Raw genomic sequence first — 21,065 nt, 5'->3', positions numbered from 1 at the left:
CCTGACTATTGGAAAGCGTGTTTACAGGGACAGGAAACAGCAGATTCTAGGATGTTGTATAGTCTAACCGTTTGGGAAAGTTGTAATTGAAAGAACAAATACCGGTGCGATCCGCCTCACAATCCTTGTGCTTTGGCCGGTCGTGGTATCGATATACCCATTCATGTCATCCAGATGGATTCCCATGGCGACTATCCAGTCAAAGTCCTTGTAGAGCTTGGCATAGGTGAGTTTCTCGGAGATGGTTTCGCTGCCCATCTTCTTGAAGTAATAGGTGAAAAACAGTTCACCATGTTGTTTCACACCTTCCAGCTCGGTCTTATAGGGGGTGGTGCCCTTCACATCGGTCATGTTGGTGGAAAGCTTTGTTCCAACTGTATCACGCAGGTTGGGGTGGATGCGCCTGATGGCGTAATCATCACCTCCTTCGTAGTTGAGAACCTCATTCACCCAGATGTAGGAATTCTCCGAATATGTTGAGTCATAGATTTCCTTGGCGATATGCTCTTTCACCTGTTCATCAACAAAGTCTTGGGGAATACCAACAAAGAGCGTATAGGGCCCTAAGGACTTGAGTGCATATAGGTATATGCTTGAGAAAGATAGCCAGCCATCTCAACAGGGACAACACCCATCTGAAACACCCCGTGGCTGTCCAGAAGCACATGTCCTGTATTCTTCTCCCAGAGTATCGCCGTCCAGAGCGCATTGCTCTCGTTGGCGAAATAGGAGATGATTTGGTCGATGTGCTCGCTGCCGCTTTCGTACAGGTGATCGACCATGTAGATTGTCCTTTCCAGCTCCGTAAGAAAATACTGCTGAGCCAGCTCGCGTTGGGTATCGATCCGCTTTATTTGGTTGTTCACCGTATCGTAGAGGAACCGACGCTTCAGCTGCTCTATGCTTTGCGCTGTATTAGTGGTATAGACGCGCTCGACCCGCATGAGCGTCAACAATGACATGACAAGAAGCAGGATGGTGGAGAGCAGGACGAGTGCTGTACTGACAATCCAATTCTTTTGCTTCATACCACTCCCTGCATAATTTTTTCTTCAAGCGTATCATACGAAGGCCAAATCAACAATGCAAAAACTTGCCCTGCAGCATGTGCAGTTATCCACAAGTTCTTCTTGTAACAAGAGAGAAAAACCTACTTGAGAAAATGCTTGTAAGTACTGTCGAGAGGTGATTTACCCAGTACTTCAGAATCGAGGAAAGGTTGTGGATAACCTGTTGATAACTGGTTTATCTTCTGTACATCGATCATCAAAAAGAAGTATGTAAAACCACATGAAACCCATATAAAAATTAGTGTGAAGTTGTGAGCTAGGAATTTAATTAATTGCATATAATATATTAAGTTGTCATTCTTCGAAGATACGTCGCAAAACCTGTTGCAACATACAGCAACTTATCACTTCTCCGCCTGGTATGCAACACGGAAAAACCAGGTTGTGGATAACTTGTGGATAACGTTGTGGACAGCAGACGGAAATCAAGGCGAATTCATGATTTACTCACATCTTTCTATCTCAAGACCAAGTGCCTGCAGCTTTCCTGCAAGGTCCTCGTATCCCCGTTCAATTTGGTAGATATTCTGGATTACACTCTCCCCCTGGGCACAGGCTGCAGCAATGACCAAGGCCATTCCAGCCCGAACATCAGGACTGGTGACCGTAGATCCGAACAGCTGGGAAGGCCCATGCACTACGGCACGATGGGGATCGCACAAAATAATATCCGCGCCCATCCTGATGAGCCAATCGACGAAATACATCCTCGATTCAAACATCTTCTCATGGATGAGAATGGAACCTTCCATTTGGGTTGCACACACGGTGATGATGCTCAGAAGATCGGCGGGAAACCCCGGCCAGGGAGCGTCGTCGATCTTTGCCGTATGGCCTCCAACCTCCTTGGTCAGGATGCGCTTCTGCTTCCGGGGAACCAACAAAGAGGAGGGGCCATCCTCGACAAAGGTGATACCGATTCGTTCGAAGCCGAGCCGTATCATTCGCAGATGTTCATGCTGTACACCCTTGATCAGAACCTGTCCGCCGCTGGCCCCGGCGAGCCCGATGAATGATCCAATTTCCATGTAGTCACTGCCCAACCGGAATTCACAACCTCTCAAGCGTTTTTGTCCCTTGACCCTGAGCCGGTTCGAACCAATACCGTCGATGATGCATCCCATGTTCTGCAACATGACACACAAGTCCTGGACATGCGGCTCGCTTGCGGCATTGTTGATAATGCTCTCGCCCCGGGCAAGGGAGGCTGCCATCAGGACATTTTCCGTGGCGGTGACCGAAGCTTCATCCAAAAACACATCAGAGCCGATGAGTGTTCTGTTTCTCGTCTTGATATGAATCTCACCTGCTTCATTGATCGTGCAGTCGGCGCCCAGGGCGGACAGCCCCATGAAATGGGTATCCAAACGCCTCAGGCCGATGACATCCCCACCCGGAGGAGTGAGCCGGACTTCTTCGTTGGTTGCCAGCAGAGGGCCGAGGAGAAGAATTGAACCCCGTACCGCCTCAACCAGATCTCGCTTGAGCAAGCCATTGCGGCTTCCTGTGGTGATCGTATACGTATGGGCGTCCTGTCGAACCACCGCTGAACCAAGGCCTTGCAGCAATTGGAGCATTACCTGTACATCCTCGATGTCGGGTACGTTCATCAAATGAACAGGCTCGTCTGTCAGCAGCGTGGCCGCAAGACAAGGAAGGGCGGAGTTCTTGTTGCCACTGGTCAGCACCTCTCCGCTTGCTGCCTTCCCGCCTACGATTCGATACTCACCCATCGCCGCCCCCTTTGCTGTCATCCTACCCTTGTGACACCACTTTCGCAAGGTCATTGTTGTATTGCATGCATCAGCGATGATAGAATAGCAGTACATGAACAAGATGCAGCACATGGTATATGGAATAGGAAATCCTCTCATCGACATCATCGTAAGCGTTGATGAGCAGGACGTCATTGACTTGGGTATTCACAAGGGCACCATGGCGCTCATTGGCAGAGAGCGGATGGAGGAACTGCTGCAACTGAGCAAGAACCGCAAGACCACCTACTCATGCGGAGGTTCCTGTCCCAACACCATCATTGCCTTGGCTTCCTTGGGAGTACCTGCGACCTTGGCCGGCAAGATCGGCAACGACGAGAACGGCACTATTTATCGTAATAGGCTGGTAAGCCTTGGGGTGCAGGATGAATTGGTCACCACGGACAAGGAAATGACCGGGTCCACCGTCATCCTCATCACCCCCGACAGCGAACGTAGCATGAATACCTTTCTTGGAGCCAACCGGCTCTATGAGGAGAGCGATGTCCGTGAAAGCACGGTTGCCGCTGCAGACTTCTTTCATTTCACCGGGTACATGTGGGACACCCAAAGTCAGCAGGGAGCCATTAAAAAAGCCCTTTCCATCGCCAAGAAAAACAACACCACCATCTCGTTCGACCTTGCCGACCCGTTTGCCGTCGGTCGATACCGCGAGCCCTTCCTCTCTTTGATCAAGGAGAGCTGCGACATCGTATTTGCGAACCGGGAGGAGGCACGCATCCTGTTCGACAACTACGACCCCTATGAATGCTGCCGCTCTATGGGAAAGCTTTGCAGAACCGCCATTGTAAAGAACGGCAAAAAGGGTTCCTACATCTGCCACGATGGAGTCATAACCGCCATTCCGGTGAAAGGTCCGGTAGTACCGGTAGACACCACCGGTGCCGGGGATGTCTACGCCGCAGGCTTTTTGTACGGTCAGTACCACAAATTATCAATCCAGGATTCAGGCATCATCGCATCGATTCTCGCAGGCGAGATCATCACCCAGAGGGGAGCCCAATTCAGCAATGAGAAGGCTGAGGAGTTGAGAAACCTGCTCGGTTCAGGTGCGTGGCGTTCGGTGTAACAGCCAAAAAGAAAGAAGGGAAAACACTGCAGTGGCGTGTTGGATTGCGAAAGTACTAATTGCATGACAAATATCAGGGCAAATGCCAGAAAATATAAGCCTGAAGGACGCATATGCGATATAAAACGTTTGCCGATTATCGATTCCAGTACACTGACGGCAAAAATTGAAGCTGAGATCAGACCAAGGATCCAAAGCTGGGAATCAGAGACCAACAACTGTCTGAAGTAGGCTGCCAGTAGCTTTCCAGAGAGGCGAGCTAGAGAGAACCTGTCCAAGCTGTTTGGCCTGTGCTTTGAAGGAAGTGGCAGCATGCCGGTCCATCATCACTCAACAGATGGAGAATGTCCTGACGCTTTGGATGCATGAAGACCTGCAGTTGGCTGTCATCTTTCAATGGGATACTTTCAAAACAATTATTGTTCTGTAAAGAAGGCCACACCGACTCTTGTACAATTGGAGCATCCCTGTTAGTATCGTGACCAATGACGTCGATTTGATAGCCTCCCGGCTTGCGGGCGTCACTAAAGAAACTTGCTAAAAGGGGAGCGCAACAATTCTCAGAATTGAGTTCCTCCTTCCCCAAGTTCTCAAAGGAAGGGTGTATGCTGTCACATGGATCACACATTTTCACATCAGAATCAGTAAGCGAAGGACATCCGGACAAAGTCTGCGATCAGATTTCCGATGCCGTTCTCGACAACTGTCTTCGTCAGGACCCCAAAAGCAGGGTTGCCTGCGAGGTCTTTGCCACTACCGATACTGTAATTGTAGGCGGGGAGATCACCACCAACGCCACACTGGACATTGAAGCTATCGTCAGGGAAACCGTCAAGCAAATCGGCTATACCGAAGAAGGATGCGGATTCGACTATAAGACTCTGAAGGTCGTCAACCTGACCAATACGCAGTCGGCCGACATCTCCATGGGGGTGAATGCCGATACATCCCTCTTCGGCGAGCAGGGAGCAGGAGACCAGGGCATGATGTTCGGCTTCGCCTGCGACGAAACAGAAGAGCTCATGCCCGCCCCGGTCATGTGGGCTCATCAGCTGCTGATGGAAGCAAGCCGGCTTCGCAAGGCCGGAGATGCCCCATTTCTTCGCCCCGATGCGAAAAGCCAAGTATCGCTGCTCTATCAGGACGGAAAGCCGGTGCACATCGACTCGGTGGTCATCAGTCACCAGCACACACCCGAAACCGACCGCAACCATCTCATCTCCTTCTTGACCGACAAAGTGATCAAAGTGGTGCTTGAGAAGACAGGACTTCTGGATGAGAAGACAAAAATCTACATCAACCCGACCGGCCGTTTTGTCATCGGCGGTCCCAGCGGTGATACCGGCCTGACCGGCAGGAAGATCATCGTCGATACCTATGGCGGCATGGGTCGTCATGGAGGCGGGGCTTTCAGCGGAAAGGATCCCTCGAAGGTTGACCGCTCCGCTGCGTACATGGCCCGGTTTGTCGCCAAGAACCTGGTGGCAAACAAGTACTGCACCCGATGCGAAGTGCAGCTCTCCTATGCCATCGGCGTACCTTATCCCATCTCCATTTATGTCGATACCTTCGGGACGGGAATAATTGACGACGAGAAGCTTGAAGACCTTGTCAGGCGGAAATTCAACCTTTCACCGGCAGGTATCATTCACAGCCTCGATCTTCTAAGGCCCATCTATCAGCAGAATGTAAACTACGGGCATTTCGGTAAAGCCTCCATGCCCTGGGAACAAATCATCAACGTATGACCATATTCGGCTGATACGTCCTCAGCATAGTAAGATTCAGTTCAACCTCCCTTCGTGACATGCAGGGGAGGTTGATTCGTTTTTCATCCTCACGCTTGTACTGCTTGGGAAGACGATACTCCTGCAGATACCAACGTACAACCGGAGGATGCTCCTTGACCATGCAGATGAGGTCCTCGATGGACAACGTTGGCACAAGAGTCGTTCTCACCTCATAGGAAAAGTCCGGATGGTTCTTTTGGTACCCATTGAGGAAAGCCACGCTCTGCTTCACAGCAAGAGCATCGGCGCTTCTGCCTGCTATCTCAGCATACCGTTTACATGGAGCTTTCACATCCACGGCAACATACGAAAGCAAGTCGGAATCGAGCAACTGTGCTACGACCTCAGGTCTGCTGCCGTTGGTATCCAATTTGACTGCAAACCCAAGATTCCTGATACTTTCAATGAAGGAGAGCAGGTCTCCCTGCAACGTGGGTTCACCGCCGCTTACCACCACGGCATCTATGAAACCCTTTCGCTCCAGCAAGAACGATTCTATCTCTTGATGGCTTATTTCATCTGATTTCTCACATAAAAGAGACCTGTTGTGGCAATAGAAGCAGTCATAATTGCATCCTTGGCAGAAGAATACGGTACAAAGCTTTTGTGGGTAATCAAGCAGGGAGCAAGCTTCCAATCCTGTAATATTCATGATACTTCTACCTCAAAAAACATTCGTTGACGGTGTTCCTCCTGCTTGCCCGGATGGAAATCCCCCTTCGGCCTGAGATATCCCACCACCCTTGTCCACACCTCGGTAGCCGATCCGCAAAAGGGACATTGTTCCACTTCCCCATCCAGATACCCGTGGTTCCTGCAGGTGGAAAAAGTGGGGGTGAGAGACAGGTAGGGAAGCTTGTACCGGCTGAACGTCGTTTTGACCAACTGCTTTGCAACTTCCACATCCTTGATCCGTTGGGCCAGATAGAGATGCAGAACGGTCCCACCGGTATACTTGCACTGCAGTGCATCCTGTTTTTCCAGCGTTTCAAACAGGTCGGAAGTATAGCCGACCGGCAGCTGGGAAGAGTTGGTATAGTAGCCGACTTTCTCTCCAGCAGTAATGATATCGGGATACAGGATGGTATCGAGGCGGGCCAACCTGTAACTGGCTCCCTCGGCAGGGGTGGCTTCGAGGTTGTAGAAGTTGCCCGTGTCGTTCTGGAAGCCACTGATGAGCTCTCTCAACTCATCCAGCACCCGCAAGGCAAACTCCTGTCCCTCTTGGGTGACCAAGGAGCCCTGCCGCCCGAAGAGATTCAGGCAGGCCTCCTCCATCCCAACGATGCCGATGGTGCTGAAATGGTTCGCCCAATACTTGCCAAGCCTTTGTTTTACATCGACCAAGGATCCTTGGCTGAACGGATACATGCCCCGCTCGGTCTCGGCTTCGATGACTTTCCGCTTTATTTCAAGACTCTGTTTGGCAAGCTCTGCAAGCTTGGGCAGCTTTTGGAAGAACATCTGCTCAGAGCCTGTCTCATAAGCCAGTCTCGGAAGATTGAGCGTTACCACCCCAATCGAGCCGGTAAGAGGATTCGATCCGAACAATCCGCCGCCGCGTTTTCTGAGTTGGGAAGTATCGAGGCGGAGTCTGCAGCACATGGAAAGGGCATCCTCGGGTGAAAGATCGCTGTTCACATAGTTGGAGAAGTAGGGGATTCCGTATTTTGCGGTCATGGAAAAAATGGCATCCACCACCTTGCTTTCCCAAGGAAAATCCTTGGTTACCTTGTAGGTGGGAATCGGAAAGGTGAACACCCTGGACGAAGCATCTCCCTCTTCCATGACTTCACAGAAGGCAAGATTAAGGATTTCCATCTCCTTCTCAAACATCCCATATGTCTCTGCTTGAGCCACACCTCCTTTGATAACCGGAACATCACGCAGCGAGGATGGGACGACCAAGTCGAATGTCAGATTCGAAAAGGGGCATTGGAATCCGACGCGGGTCGGAACATTGAGATTGAAAATGAACTCCTGGAGAGCCTGCTTCACATCGTGGTAGGAGAGATTGTCGTAGCGAATGAATGGAGCAGCATAGGTGTCGAAAGAGGACCAGGCTTGAGCCCCTGCACACTCCCCCTGAAAGGTGAAGGTAGCATTGACGATTTGTCCAAGAAATGAACGTAGATGCTTTGCAGGTTTGCTGCTGACCTTTCCATCAACGCCCCCGAATCCATTGACCAACAACTGCCTCAGGTCCCAGCCACAGCAATACGGGCCAAAAAATCCGAGGTCGTGGAGGTGGAAGGCTCCGCTTTCATGCGCCGCCTTGATTTCTTTTGGATAGATTTCATTGAGCCAGTACTGTTCGGTGAAGCGTTCACGAATGAAGTTGTTCATACCGTTTACCGATCGACGGGTATTGGCATTTTCCTTGGTCTGCCAGGTGGTTTGGTTCAAGTAGGAGTCAAAGAGCGCATTGGTTGCCTTGATGAGAGCATTGCCCTCACGAACTCGCTCGCGCTGGCTGCGATACAGGATGTAGGCTTTCGCCGTCTCCTTGGCACCACTGTCCATCAAGGCTTGTTCGACCAGGTCCTGGATTTGTTCCACCGTAATTGGGTTGACGTCCTTCATGTTGGCGAGGACCAACGCTGCCACTTTTATGGCATCGACATCCTGATGAGCAGCAGTTGCTGCCTTGTTGATTGCATTGATGATTTTCTGAACCTCGCAGAGAACCACCTGCCCGTCCCGTTTGACCACCTGCTTTTGCATGGGTTCCTCCTGACGGAGAATGAACAAAGAGACGGTGCTTTGATTGCACACGCCCCTGTCATGCTCCGTGACGGCGTGTCTGTACAGGCAAGGTCTTCTGGCTCAGGTTCATCGACTACGCTGCCTTCCCGGATTGCTCCAGTGGCTGTTAGCGTAGTCTCCCCTTTACAGCGGCGGGACCGCGCGGGCTTTTCACCCACTTCCCTTTTCCTATACACACAAGATATAGTGTTTAGTACCATACGGTACACTACTCACAGTAGGACTGATGTTGTATCTTGTCAAGGCATTTGATAAAAAAAAGGGGGACAAAAGTCCCCAGTGTTGTCATTGTTTTTGATTGGTGATTCGAATCTGCTTGTACAGCCCCTCGCCTTCACTCTTGGTCTCCACTCCCCCGAAATCATTGAGGGCTGTATGCACCAACCGTCTTTCATACGGGTTCATCGGCTCAAGCAATCTGCTCCGGCCGCTCTTTTTTACCTGTTCTGCGGTCTTGAACGCCATTCTGATCAACTGCTCCTCGTGACGCATGCGATAGTTTTCACTATCGATGATCACTTTCAAATCAGGGTCGATCTGACCGGCGAACACATTGGCCAGCAGCTGGATGGCATCAAGATTCTTACCCTTGCGGCCGATGATGATACTGGAGTTGTCACTCTCAATATTCAGGCCGAGCTTGCGGGCCTTGCGGAAGGAGATGGATACCTTGCCCTGATATCCCATCTTCTCAAGAATGGTTGCAACGAACAGCAAAAGCTTGTCCTCAAGGTCGCTGTTGATCGGAGCATCAAGCTCATCCTCATCCTCATCCTGCGCACCCTGTACTTCGTAACCCTCTTCAGGAACATCGTTCTCATCTTCAAAGTGAATTCTGATCTTTACATTGCTTTTCTTGAACAGTCCCTTGCGGACAGGCTCGACGATTTCCACATCGAAATCTTCCCGTTCAATGTGCAGTTCTTCTATTGCCTTTGCAATAGCTTCCTGCTCGGTACGTCCTTCGAATTCTTTCATCATATAGCTACTCCGTTCGGGGGAACGGGTCCCCCGGATAATATTTCTTGTGGGAACTAGGTCCGTTTCTTTCCCTTGGGGCCTGGGAATTGCTGCACAGAGGCGCTCTTCTCTGCTGCCTCCCTGCTCTTCTTCTTGTTGGTATACAACTGTTGGAAGATGGAGAGTGCGTTCATGACCGACCAGTAGAGAATCAAACCGGAGGGTGCATTGTACAGGACAAAGAAGAACATCAACGGCATGCCGTAGGTCATGAACTTCATCATGCCCTGCTGGCTTCCTGAAGTCGAGGCATTCTGGGTGATTTTCATCGAGTAGATCATGCTGACCGTGTAAATGATCGGCAGCAGGTGCAACTGATTGCCCAGGAAGGGAAGATTGAAACCAAAGGTGAATACCGTATCCGGCATGGAAAGGTCAGGAATCCAACCGGGAATGAACATGGCTCCGCGAAGTTCAAAGTGCTTGTTGAGCAATCCATAGAAGGCAATGAGAATCGGGAACTGGAGCAGCATCGGCAGACAGCCGCCCATCGGATTGATTTTTTCCTTCTTGTACAAAGCAGCCATCTCTTCGTTCTGCTTGGTCGGATTATCCGGATACTTCTCCTTGATCTCCGCCATTTTCGGGGAGAGGGAAGCCATCTTTGCCGTAGACTCCATACCCTTCTTGGAGATGGGATACAACACCAGCTTGAGCAGGAAGGTCAGGATGATGATGCCCACACCATAGTTGGGAATCACCTTGTACAACAGGTTCAGGATGGTCTTCAGAATGGTCTCAAGCCAACCAAGCCAGGAGCTGCTGTCCAATGCCTGTTCCAGCTGGAGGTTGGCTACCCCGAAACTGTTCAGGGAAGCATCATTGTAGATGGTCATGTCACTCTTCAGCTGCGGCCCTGCATAGAATCGGAAGGTGTCGGTTTGCGATGCACTTTTGATGGAAGGCCGGGTCAGGAAGATGCTCGATTCAAGCGGCAGGCCTGCATCACTGTCCTCCATGAGGCTGACGGTATAGTTGGTGGCATCGGGAATAGCAATCAGGGAGAAGTACTTGCCGACCAAAGCGACCCAGGAGAGGGGCTTGGTTGTGGTATAGGCACCATTGCTGAGCTTGACCTGGTTCTTCTTGGAAGATCCATCTTCCTTGATGTAGAACCTTCTGTAGTTGTAGTTGTTGTCAAGAGAAGCAAACGACGGGCCGATCTGCGGCTCAAAAGCCAGGGTATAGGCAGCATTCTCGAAGGAGAGGGGGACAGCCTTGTTCACACTGTTCTTGGTAGCAACATCGATCTGGAACAAGTAGTCCTCGTTGCCGAAGGTGTAGGTCTTGGTGATGGTGAACGGATCGCCTGCACTCTTTCCATCTTCAGAAAGGAGGGCGAACTCCTGGGTGAAAATTACTTTGTTCCCGCTGATCTGATACCTGAAATTGGCATCGATGGGGTTGGTCTTGTCTTTTCCTGCATAGAGCAGGAACGCATCGTTGGATTGTGGACTTTTGAAAAGCAGTTCCACCGGCTGCCCGTTGTCAAGGTGTTTCTTCAGCTTGAAGGAGGAGACAGAGGCGCCGTTGGGATTGAACTCAACAATGAAGTACTCGGTTGAGAAGGTGAAGGGTGCACTGGAACCCTGATTTCCCACCGATACCAAAGACCCCGGCAGATTGCTGTTCCAAGCAATGTTGGAGGGAATCTGTGAATACTGGGCGGGTTCCAACGTGGTGGTTGCGGCATTTGGCTGCTGGACTACTTCCTGCTGGGCTGCCTGTTCTACAGGAGCGGGGGCGAAGAATGTGGTTTGAATGGTCATACCGATTGTAATGACCAAAACGGAAAGGACTATGGCTAGAATGGTATTTTTGTCCATATCTGCTCCTGATGATGAGGTGTGGTGAGAAAACGTTCACAGGAAAGATAGGCACATAACGAATTTTTGCAACAACAGGAGTGGGAAAGACTAAAAAATAGTCTTAAGGCTCGAGGAAAACCCCAGCCTTTTCACAGAGTGAGAGGAGTTGTTTTTTTTGGAATGTATGGTCATCAACCTTTCCTGGATATACGATGAATGCAAAATCGTAACCGGGAATCATCCGAGGCTTTTCATTTCGCCAGATTTCCTTGATCTGTCTGCGTATTCTGTTACGCTCAACAGCGCTTCCATAGTGACGGACGGGTATTACCACAATCCGGTCAAGATCCAGCTGGTTTTGGCTAACAATCAGTTTTAAACCACGGCAGGTGTATGTCCTGCCGGTTTTAAAAATTCGGTCAATCTCCGGTTTACGCTTTACAATTTCTTGTTTAGAAAGGCTTCTTCTCATCACATACGGACAGCTTGTGTCTGCCTTTGGCTCTCCTGCGGGCCAATACCAGGCGTCCGCCCTTCGTTGCCATACGAGCCCTGAATCCGAACTTTCTGTTTCTCTTGACTTTGCTGGGCTGGTAGGTTCTTTTTCCTTTGTAACTCATGAGATAATCTCCAATTTTACATCGCTTAACGCGGATATTTTCTAGTGTAGCGGAGGATGATCCTCCGAGTGGTGCAGTATAATGAGCAACTGTCGTTACGTCAAGTAACTAGGCGCTCAGCATCTGTATCGATTTGATCCCCAATGATGGGTATTTCTTGGTAATTAAAGCAAGTATCTTCTTTTGCTGCATGAGTGCAATCTGTGCCCAAGAAGGATGATCGGCACGAAGAACCAACGTTGTCCCTTTGATTTCCACAATTTTTACATGGGGATACAGTCGATTCCCAACGATTTTCTGCCACTCAAAACCAATGGCCGCCTTGGGATTGTCACTTCGGATATCAAGCGACCGCAACACGTAGTCCAAGACTTCTCTTCCTTGCAGAGGTTCCCCTTCCTTGCATAACCTGGGCTTCCTGTCCTTCATGAGCGTAAAAACCTTCCTTGTTGGACAGTATAGAACAAAGAGCCTTCATCGGCCAGCTCCGAAAAATAGTGTTCTTCAGGCAGAAATGTAAAAAAGGCCTGGCAGTACGTCTGCATCAACTGCAAAAACTGCTCACGCTTCTTGAAATCCAACTCCAAAAGCACATCATCTACGAGGATCAACGGCTCTTTTCCGGTTTTTTTCTGGAAAAATGCCATCTGGGCTGTTCTAAAAATCAAGGATGCCAATCGCAGCTGCCCGGTGGAACCTGTTTGGGAAAAAGGCTTGCAATCCTCCATGACAAGAAACCTGTCACGGTGAATGCCGCTGGTTGTGGTAAGCAGGCTCAAGTCACGGCTTCTGGTGCGGGCCAGGTGGTCGACAATTTCCTCTTCGGTTGCACAATCGCTCCACGATGGATGATACTCAATATGCACATCGAGCGAGCTTTCTGAAACATTTTTGTACATCAAGGGAAAAATCTGGTCGAACTCATACACTGCATGCGTTCGTTCCCTTTGGATGGCAAGCCCGTATTTTGCAAGCTGGAGATCGTACAGGTCCAACAGTTCAAGAATTCCATCCTTGATTGCCTGATTGCGCTGACGAAGGATCAGACGATACCGCCTCAAATCATCGAAAAAAAGCGGGTTGTACATGCTCATCGTCTGATCGAAGAACCTTCTTCTCTGTTCCGGCTCCCCCTTGATGAAAAAAATGTCGTCATGACTGAAGACAATGCAGGGAATATTGTAGATCAATTCCTTGCGGTCCCTCACTTCACGATCATCGAGGGTCAAGATTCGCTTCCCGTCCTTCAACTGCAGCACCAGCGTATGGATTACTTGGTCGTCACCAAGATATCGGCCTTCTATCCTGAAGGCTTTCTGACCGTGCTCAATCAACTCCTTCAGCTGGTTGGTGCGAAAGGATGATCCGTAGCAAAGTGTATAAATTGCTTCAAGCAGATTGGTTTTTCCCTGCCCGTTCTGCCCAATGAGGAATACCTGCCGATTGTCGACAGGTATCCTTTCGGAGACAATATTTCTGAATTGGTTTGTCCAAAGTTCGATGAAACGCATTAGGAATTGGGCTGCATCGGCATGATGATATGATAGTAATCCCTGTTGCTTTCAGGCTTTACCGTCATAGCTTTGGTCGGCTCGGTGAAGTTGATCGAGAAATACTCACCTTCCATCGCTTTGAGAGGGTTGAGCAGATAGGTGTAGTTCAAGGACACCTTGCTGTCAGGTCCTTCATACTGGCAGGGAATTATCTCCTTGGCCTCCCCGACTTCACTCTCGTCGCTGGTCAACAGTACTCCTGCCTCGCTGATATCGAGGAAAATCCGTTTTGCCTTGTTTTCAACCAGCAGTGATACACGCTTCAATGCATCCAGCATATCCTGGATGCGCATTGTGCAGCTGTACGTCTGGCTGTCGGGAATGACTCGGCGATAATTGGGATACTGGCCCTTGATCAGGGTGGTGTAGAAGGTTCTATGGGCTATTTTTGCGAAGAGCAGCTGGTCGGTGATGCACAGTTTCAACACTCCTTCGTCTGTCGATAATTTCTTAAGCTCGGTGAAAAACTTGGCTCCGATGATGATCGGAGTAAACATAGGAAGCTCTTCCTCAAAAGTTCGCTCAACGATGGAAAGCCTTCTTCCGTCGGTTGCAACCATGTTCATGCCGCTGGCATTGCGTTCAAGATAGAGACCGCAGAGGAAATAGCGGGTTTCATCCTCGCTGATGGCAAACATGGTTTGATTGGCCATATCGGAAAAGGATTTCTGAGGAACGGTGAAGTACTGTTCTTCAGGAACAGCCTCCAGGGCCGGAAATTCATCTGTGGAGATGGTTCTCAACTTGAAGTCAATGTTTTGGCCCACGGGCTTGATGGTGAACATACCGTTTTCAACGTTGAACTCAACATTGGACTCAGGCAGTGAGCGGAGAATGTTCAAAAGTTTCTCACAAAAAACGGTTGTTTTCCCTTCCTCGAGTGTCTGTACTGCGATATGGGTGCTGAATCCCAGTTTTTGGTCTGTAGCTCTGATAACCAGGACATCGTTGTAGGTTTCAAGGTATACGTTGGAAGTTATGGAAAGAGAGTTCCGTTGGCTGGTGAAATCCATGGAATATGTGATCTCTGTGAGGATGGCTTCTTTGCTGCAGACGAATTTCATCTTAATACTCCTAGTTTATTAGAATATGTAGTAATAATAGTAATAATAGCACATATTTTGTGGATAACTTTTTAATTCATTATACAATCTCTTCTTACTTTTTGTCATCCTGTGGATAACTTTTAAACTTGTCCACATTTCATCCACAAGCAAAAAAGCTCCATCCACAGGTTTTCGAGGTTATCCACAGTGTGTCCGGAAGCTATCCACAGGGAATTACTTCTTACTATTTGTTAAGTCACGCTTCAATTTCAGGATGGTATTGGAAAACGATTCATCTCCCTTCATCAGCGACTCGATTCGGTCGTATGCATGCATGACCGTCGTATGGTCCCGCCCTCCGAATTCAGTGCCTATTTCGGTTGTTGAGTACTCGGTTATATCCCTGGCGAGGAACATGGCGATCTGCCTCGGTTGGATCAGGGACTTGTTCTTCTTCTTGCCCTTGATTTCAAAGCTGCTGACGTTGAAATACTCGCCGACGACCTTGATGATGGTGTCGATGGAGAGCGTTTGGTTTGCGTTGGCAGCCAAGGAAGGGAGAATGCCCAACAGCTCTTTTGCCTTCTCGAAGGAAATCTCCTGGGAAAGCAGCTCGCTGTAGGCGATCAACTTTGTAAGGGAGGATTCCAAATCCCTGACATTGGTGCACACATTGGTTGCAATGTAGTTGAGGATTTCCTCGCTCATCGAGCTGCCCCTCTCTTCCAGCTTCTTCTTGAGAATTGCCATCCTTGTCTCATAGTTGGGTGGTTGCAGGTCCACGTTCAAGCCGCGCTCGAACCGGCTGCTCAAGCGGTCGGTAATATTCTTCAGTTCGCTGATGGGGCGGTCACAGGTGAATACCATCTGTTTCTTCGACTCATAGAGGTTGTTGAAGGTATGAAACAACTCTTCCTGGGTGCTGTCCTTGCCCTGCAAGAAGTGAATATCGTCGATCAGCAGCACATCGACCTTGCGGAACTTGTTCTTGAAGTGCTGGGTTCTTTGCGATCCGATGGATTCGATGAATTCATTGGTGAACATTTCGGCGGTGACATACATGACCTTCAGTTCAGGTGTATTGTTGATGATGTAATTCCCGATGGAATTGAGCAGGTGTGTCTTGCCAAGTCCCACCCCTCCGTAGATGAGGCAGGGGTTGTAACTGACACCAGGATTCTTGGCAATGGCAAGACTGGCATTGTAGGCGAAAGCGGAGTTGTCTCCAATAACAAAGGTGCTGAAATCATAGGAAGGGTTGAGATTGCTCTCCTCCTTCATGCGCAGCGTTTTTTCATTCGAGATTTTTGATTTCGCCTGAATCTGTACCGGCTCTGGATCCTCCTCTTTTTCCTTTGGGTTCCTTTGTGGTTTTATTATCTGTTCAATTTCTGTACGCGAGACAACAGTAAACTCAACATTGATGTCTTCACCAGTCAATTCACAGAGTGTATTGATGATTAAATCCCTGTACCGGGCTATCACTGTATCCAGAATAAACTGACTGGCACCCGCCAGAATTACTTTTTTATCCTCTGATTTCAGGTACGCGATACGGTTGAACCAGGTGTTGTATTCCTGCTCAGGCAGCGTATCCTTGATTCTGGAGGCAGTCTCCTGCCAGAATTCAAAATAGGTGGTATGCATGTCGCTCATGCGGCCATTTTACCCTGTAGATACAAGTGGTGCAAGTATTGTTCATATATCATCGAGTGTAAAATGTAAATCTTTATAATATAAAAATTAATAAATAATTTTGTTTTCCTGTCCAAGCTTGCAACTCCTTTCGATTTTTGTTATAATCAATCAAAATCAGCAACAGCATTTTTTTATTATTGCATAAGGATATAACGAATGAGTGAAGGGAGCTTTGCCAACGGAACGTTCGAGCCGTCCTTGCACCGCGATGGTGTGATGATGGAGAGCGCTTCTCATAGCTATTCTGCCGGGAGCATCCAGGTTCTCAAGGGTCTTGAGGCCGTTCGGAAGCGACCCGGTATGTACATAGGTTCGACAGGCATCGAAGGATTGCACCACCTTGTTTACGAAGTGGTCGACAACAGTATCGATGAAGCAATGGCGGGGTACTGTTCAGACATTCAGGTGTTCCTTGATCTGGATGCCGACGGCAGGGAAGTCTGTACCGTAGAGGACAATGGTCGCGGCATTCCCGTCGATCTCCATCCGACTGAAAAGAAGAGCTCGCTCGAAATAGCCCTCACCCAACTCCATGCCGGCGGCAAGTTCGACAAGAACTCCTACAAGGTGTCAGGTGGCCTGCATGGTGTCGGTGTATCGTGCGTCAATGCCCTCTCCATATGGATGGAGGTAACTGTCTATCGTGACGGAGGGGTGTACCGGCAACAGTACAGCTGCGGCATCCCGCAGACGGAGGTTGTCCGCATCGGGAACTCAGACCGGTCGGGGACCGTGGTCAGCTTTACTCCTGATTACAGCATCATGGAGCAGAATGCGTTCAATTATGAAGTGTTGGTGAGCCGGTTCCGGGAGCTCTCCTTCCTGAATAAGGGAATTTCCATCACCGTCACCGACCGCAGGGGTGATGAGATCCGCAGCCAGAGCTTTCAGTCCGAGGGCGGTATCAGCCAGTTTGTCAGCTATCTGAACGAGTTCAAGCGGGTGCTGGTCGATCCTCCTATTTCCATCGAAGGCGAGAAGGATTCCATCAAGGTTGAAATCGCCCTTCAGTACAACGACAAGTACGACGAGAAAGTGCTCAGCTATGTCAACAACATCAACACCCGTGAAGGCGGCACCCACCTGACTGGATTTAGAACCGGCTTGAGCAGGGTGATCAACGCACAGTTGCAGAAGAACACCAAACTGCTGAAGAAATATGAAGAGAAACTCGAGCAGAGTGATATCTCCGAGGGTTTGACTGCCGTTGTATCGGTAAAAGTGCCTGAGCCTCAGTTTGAGGGTCAGACAAAGATGAAACTGGGAAACTCAGCGGTTACCGGTGTGGTTTTCTCGCTTGTATATGAGAAGCTGGGCAACTATTTTGATGAGTTCCCCGCCCAGGCTGAAGTGATTCTGGAAAAGATCATCAATGCAGCGCTGGGACGCATCGCAGCCCGCAAGGCACGTGAGCAAATCCGCAAGAAGAGCGAAGGCGGCGGCCTTCCGGGCAAGCTTGCAGACTGCTCTGAGAAGGACCCGGCCAAGTGTGAAGTGTTCATCGTCGAGGGTGACTCGGCAGGCGGATCGGCAAAACAAGGCCGGGACCGAAGGTTCCAGGCAATTCTGCCGCTGTGGGGAAAGATGCTCAATGTCGAAAAGGCACAGGAGTACAAGGTTCTTGGCAACGACAAGCTGCAGCCCGTGATTTCCACCATCGGTGCCGGCTTGACCCGCTACAACAATATGGGAAAGGACGATGATTTCGATAGTGATGTGACCTTCGATGTAAGCAAGGTCCGCTATCACAAAGTCATCATCATGGCTGATGCCGACGTCGACGGCTCTCACATCAGGACGCTGTTGCTCACCTTCTTCTTCAGGTATATGAGGCCCCTGATCGAAGCCGGCTATGTCTACTTTGCCATGCCCCCCTTGTACAAGATCACCATCGGCAAGAAAGTGCAGTACGCCTACGATGAAGAGGCACGGGTGAAGATTCTTCAGGAAAACAATATCAGCGATCCTTCAAAGGTCGCCATTCAGCGGTACAAAGGTCTCGGTGAAATGAACCCCGAACAGCTTTGGGAGACGACAATGAATCCTGAGACCCGCTTGATCAGCCAGATCACCCTTCATGATGCCGAAGAGGCCGATCGGGTATTTTCCATGCTGATGGGTGAGGAAGTGGAGCCCCGAAGGGCTTTCATCGACGCGAATGCCGTCTATGTATCGAATCTGGATGTCTAGGAAAGGATAGAATCGTGGAAGAAATAAACGAAAGCAGGACGATTAGGGTCGACGTGTCCAAGGAGATGCGTACCTCGTATCTCAACTATGCCATGTCCGTCATTGTAAGCCGGGCTCTGCCTGATGTCCGTGACGGCCTGAAACCGGTCCACCGAAGAATCCTCTTTGATATGTTCGAAATGGGACTCAGGGCCAACTCATCCTACAAGAAGTGCGCTCGTATCGTCGGTGACGTTCTGGGCAAGTATCACCCGCATGGTGATGCCTCTGTCTATGATGCCCTGGTCCGTTTGGCCCAGGACTTCTCGCTGCGCTACCCTGTAGTGAATCCCCAAGGAAACTTCGGTTCCATCGACGGGGATCCGGCGGCGGCCATGCGATACACCGAAGCGAAAATGAGCCGTATCGGTGAGGAGATGCTGCAGGACATCCAGAAGGAGACGGTCGATTTCGGCCCGAACTATGACGATTCCTTGCAGGAGCCTACCGTGCTTCCCGCCTCCTTCCCTTTCCTGCTCGCCAACGGGTCCAGCGGTATCGCCGTCGGTATGGCGACCAACATGGCTCCCCACAACCTGCAGGAAATCTGTGATGCCGTCAGTGCAGTGATCGATAATCCCGATATCACCATCGACGAGCTCATGGAGCATATCAAGGGCCCCGACTTTCCTTCCGGAGGAGTCATTTGCGGTATGCAGGGTATCAGGGATGCCTTTACCACTGGTCGAGGCAGGATTGTCGTCCGCTCCGTCTACGAGATTGAGACCAGCGAGCGCGACCACGACCAGATTGTCTTTACCGAGATTCCTTATCAGGTGAACAAGGCTGATTTGGTCAAGAAAATCGATGACCTTCGCAAGGATGGTGCAATCCCCATGATTGCAGTAGTCCGTGATGAATCCGACCGAACGGGAATCCGTATTGTAGTCGAGCTGAAGGTTGGGGCGGAGCCCATGGTGGTATTGAACCAGCTCTTCGCCCGCACGGCCTTGCAGTCGAACTTCAACGTCAACAACCTTGCCTTGGTGCAGGGCCGCCCGCAGATGCTGACGCTCAAGGACATGTTGGTCTACTACATCCGCCACCGTGAGGAAGTGGTGACCAGAAGGACGCGATACGACCTGAGAAAGGCCCAGGAACGGGCTCATATCCTCAGGGGTTTGAAGATTGGTTTGGACAACATCGACGAGGTCATCCAGATCATCAAGGATTCGGCGGATAATACCATTGCCGCCGAGCGTCTGATTGCCCGTTTCAGTCTCGACCAAATCCAGGCCCAGGCGATCATCGACATGAAGCTCGGTCGTCTCAGCCATCTTGAAAGTTCCAAAATTCTGGAAGAGTTGGCCGACCTTGAGCAGAAGATTGCCTATTATCAGGATTTGCTTGCCGACGAGGTCAAGATTCTCAAGCTGGTGCAGAGTGAAGTACAAGCCCTTCCGGCAACCTTGGCTCCCAAGGATCGAAGACTCACCCAGATCGTTCGTGAGGAGCTCGGTCAGGCCACCCTGGAGGATTTCATCAAGGATGAGCAGGTTGTTGTCCTGATCAGCAACAAGGGCTTTGTCAAGCGCATTCCCACTGAAGAGTATGAGGCTCACGGTAGGGCCGGCAAGGGAACAAAAACCGCAAAACTTCAGGATGGGGATTTTATCGATCACATGTTTGTCGCCTCCACCCACGAGTATGTGATGTTTGTCACCAACGCAGGCAAGGCTTACTACACCAAGGTATTTGAAATCCCTGAGGCCAGCAAGACTGCAAAGGGGACCAGCATCAAGAATATCCTGCAGCTGGAGACTACCGAGAAGATTACTTCGATCATCAGCTTCAAGGAGTTCAGTGATGACCATTACCTGATGATGGCAACCCGTAATGGTGTGGTGAAGAAGGTGTCCTTGACCAACTTCATCAATGCCAAGGTCAGGGGCATCAGGGCTCTCTTCCTCGATGAGGGTGATGAGCTTCTCAGCTGCGAGCTGATTCAGGAAGGAGATGAGGTCATGCTCGTCACCAAGCTCGGACGGGGCTTGCGCTTCCGCCAGGAGGATGTACGGGCCATGGGTCGTGCCTCACGCGGCGTACGGGGTATCAGGCTGCTCGGTGATGACCAGGTAGCGGGACTTCTGAAAGTAGACAATGATAAGCGCATTCTCATGATCACCGAAAATGGACAAGGCAAGCAGGTGACCTTCGATAGTTTCACTGTCCATGGCAGAGGAACGCAGGGTCAGAAGATTTATCGTCTTGGCGGCAAGGCCAACTTCATTGTCGGTGTCTTGAGCGTGGATGATGAGGATGATGTAGTCTGCGTGACCCTCATGGGACAAACACTGAGGGTGCATGTGAACGCAATCTCCATCCAGGGCAGGAATGCTGCAGGTGTCAAGGTTGTGAAGATGAAGTTCAATGGTGATTCCATTGTTGCCATTGCCTCCACCGAGCGGGATGAGGAAGCGGAAGTTGAGATTCCTGAGCAGCCGAATCCTGAAGCACAAGAGGTTGTTGAGGACGAGGACGTTCCTGTAGAGGATGATGAGCCTGCAACTGAGCCTTCAGACAACGAATAAAACATTTGTTAAGTAGTTTATCGGGTCGTTCCAATACACAGGAACGGCCTTTTTTTTAGGCCGATAAGAGTAAGTACTCAGGTGTTTTGA

At 50.1% G+C, this 21,065-nt stretch carries 17 protein-coding genes and 1 riboswitch; of the genes, 4 read left to right on the top strand and 13 right to left on the bottom strand.

Going from position 1 to position 21,065, the window contains the following annotated elements; genetic code table 11:
* Positions 1 to 63: 63 nt before the first annotated feature.
* From B3K89_RS12210 to murA, 3 genes are all read right to left on the bottom strand, one after another.
* A complete protein-coding gene (locus B3K89_RS12210; protein WP_345907461.1) occupies positions 64 to 513 on the bottom strand; it encodes a cache domain-containing protein in 450 nt (149 codons plus the stop codon).
* Positions 514 to 563: 50 nt separating this feature from the next.
* On the bottom strand, positions 564 to 1,028 hold the full coding sequence (locus B3K89_RS12205; RefSeq protein ID WP_293890353.1) for a hypothetical protein: 465 nt from the start codon (positions 1,026 to 1,028) through the stop codon (positions 564 to 566).
* Between the two features lie 485 nt (positions 1,029 to 1,513).
* Complete coding sequence (murA, locus tag B3K89_RS12200) at positions 1,514 to 2,803, bottom strand: UDP-N-acetylglucosamine 1-carboxyvinyltransferase (protein ID WP_293890356.1); 1,290 nt, start codon at positions 2,801 to 2,803, stop codon at positions 1,514 to 1,516.
* A gap of 94 nt (positions 2,804 to 2,897) precedes the next feature.
* Between murA and B3K89_RS12195 the strand changes: the two genes are divergently transcribed.
* Both B3K89_RS12195 and metK read left to right on the top strand, forming a co-directional pair.
* On the top strand, positions 2,898 to 3,914 hold the full coding sequence (locus tag B3K89_RS12195) for an adenosine kinase (RefSeq protein ID WP_293890359.1): 1,017 nt from the start codon (positions 2,898 to 2,900) through the stop codon (positions 3,912 to 3,914).
* A 605-nt stretch (positions 3,915 to 4,519) separates the two neighbouring features.
* Positions 4,520 to 5,662 carry a methionine adenosyltransferase gene (gene metK, locus B3K89_RS12190; RefSeq protein ID WP_293890362.1) on the top strand — a complete coding sequence of 381 codons (1,143 nt, stop codon included), beginning with the start codon at positions 4,520 to 4,522 and terminating at the stop codon, positions 5,660 to 5,662.
* Here the strand turns inward: metK and B3K89_RS12185 are convergent.
* The 10 genes from B3K89_RS12185 to dnaA form a co-directional block, all read right to left on the bottom strand.
* Entirely contained in the window at positions 5,652 to 6,356 is a 705-nt protein-coding gene (locus tag B3K89_RS12185) for an anaerobic ribonucleoside-triphosphate reductase activating protein (protein ID WP_293890365.1), read from the bottom strand. The two genes, metK and B3K89_RS12185, sit on opposite strands and share 11 nt — an antisense overlap.
* On the bottom strand, positions 6,353 to 8,428 hold the full coding sequence (locus B3K89_RS12180) for a ribonucleoside triphosphate reductase (protein WP_293890368.1): 2,076 nt from the start codon (positions 8,426 to 8,428) through the stop codon (positions 6,353 to 6,355). The genes B3K89_RS12185 and B3K89_RS12180 overlap by 4 nt, the downstream gene beginning before the upstream one ends.
* Before the next feature lie 69 nt (positions 8,429 to 8,497).
* A riboswitch (cobalamin riboswitch) is annotated at positions 8,498 to 8,686 on the bottom strand.
* A 69-nt stretch (positions 8,687 to 8,755) separates the two neighbouring features.
* The gene (gene jag / locus B3K89_RS12175; protein ID WP_293890371.1) at positions 8,756 to 9,451 is read right to left on the bottom strand and encodes an RNA-binding cell elongation regulator Jag/EloR; all 696 of its coding nucleotides are present in this window, start codon (positions 9,449 to 9,451) and stop codon (positions 8,756 to 8,758) included.
* A gap of 53 nt (positions 9,452 to 9,504) precedes the next feature.
* Positions 9,505 to 11,316, bottom strand: coding sequence for a membrane protein insertase YidC (yidC, locus tag B3K89_RS12170; protein WP_293890374.1), 1,812 nt, complete (start codon positions 11,314 to 11,316; stop codon positions 9,505 to 9,507).
* A gap of 103 nt (positions 11,317 to 11,419) precedes the next feature.
* Positions 11,420 to 11,770 (bottom strand): ribonuclease P protein component, encoded by a 351-nt coding sequence (gene rnpA, locus B3K89_RS12165; protein ID WP_345907460.1) that lies wholly within the window; start codon positions 11,768 to 11,770, stop codon positions 11,420 to 11,422.
* Complete coding sequence (rpmH, locus tag B3K89_RS12160; protein ID WP_244772531.1) at positions 11,751 to 11,918, bottom strand: 50S ribosomal protein L34; 168 nt, start codon at positions 11,916 to 11,918, stop codon at positions 11,751 to 11,753. Before rpmH ends, rnpA begins: the two co-directional genes overlap by 20 nt.
* A gap of 108 nt (positions 11,919 to 12,026) precedes the next feature.
* A complete protein-coding gene (locus B3K89_RS12155) occupies positions 12,027 to 12,278 on the bottom strand; it encodes a DUF721 domain-containing protein (protein WP_293890400.1) in 252 nt (83 codons plus the stop codon).
* A 65-nt stretch (positions 12,279 to 12,343) separates the two neighbouring features.
* The gene (gene recF / locus B3K89_RS12150) at positions 12,344 to 13,429 is read right to left on the bottom strand and encodes a DNA replication/repair protein RecF (protein ID WP_293890387.1); all 1,086 of its coding nucleotides are present in this window, start codon (positions 13,427 to 13,429) and stop codon (positions 12,344 to 12,346) included.
* Positions 13,429 to 14,535 carry a DNA polymerase III subunit beta gene (gene dnaN / locus B3K89_RS12145; protein ID WP_293890390.1) on the bottom strand — a complete coding sequence of 369 codons (1,107 nt, stop codon included), beginning with the start codon at positions 14,533 to 14,535 and terminating at the stop codon, positions 13,429 to 13,431. The genes recF and dnaN overlap by 1 nt, the downstream gene beginning before the upstream one ends.
* Positions 14,536 to 14,751: 216 nt before the next feature.
* Positions 14,752 to 16,173 (bottom strand): chromosomal replication initiator protein DnaA, encoded by a 1,422-nt coding sequence (gene dnaA, locus B3K89_RS12140; RefSeq protein WP_293890393.1) that lies wholly within the window; start codon positions 16,171 to 16,173, stop codon positions 14,752 to 14,754.
* A gap of 198 nt (positions 16,174 to 16,371) precedes the next feature.
* Between dnaA and gyrB the strand changes: the two genes are divergently transcribed.
* Both gyrB and gyrA read left to right on the top strand, forming a co-directional pair.
* On the top strand, positions 16,372 to 18,405 hold the full coding sequence (gene gyrB / locus B3K89_RS12135) for a DNA topoisomerase (ATP-hydrolyzing) subunit B (protein WP_293890395.1): 2,034 nt from the start codon (positions 16,372 to 16,374) through the stop codon (positions 18,403 to 18,405).
* A 14-nt stretch (positions 18,406 to 18,419) separates the two neighbouring features.
* Positions 18,420 to 20,975 carry a DNA topoisomerase (ATP-hydrolyzing) subunit A gene (gyrA, locus tag B3K89_RS12130; RefSeq protein ID WP_293890397.1) on the top strand — a complete coding sequence of 852 codons (2,556 nt, stop codon included), beginning with the start codon at positions 18,420 to 18,422 and terminating at the stop codon, positions 20,973 to 20,975.
* Positions 20,976 to 21,065 lie beyond the last annotated feature (90 nt).

It is taken from the genome of Sphaerochaeta sp. UBA5849 (assembly GCA_002432715.1).
Taxonomy (GTDB): domain Bacteria; phylum Spirochaetota; class Spirochaetia; order Sphaerochaetales; family Sphaerochaetaceae; genus Sphaerochaeta.
Note: the sequence above shows the minus strand (reverse complement) of the source record. Positions and strands in the feature narration are given on the sequence as shown.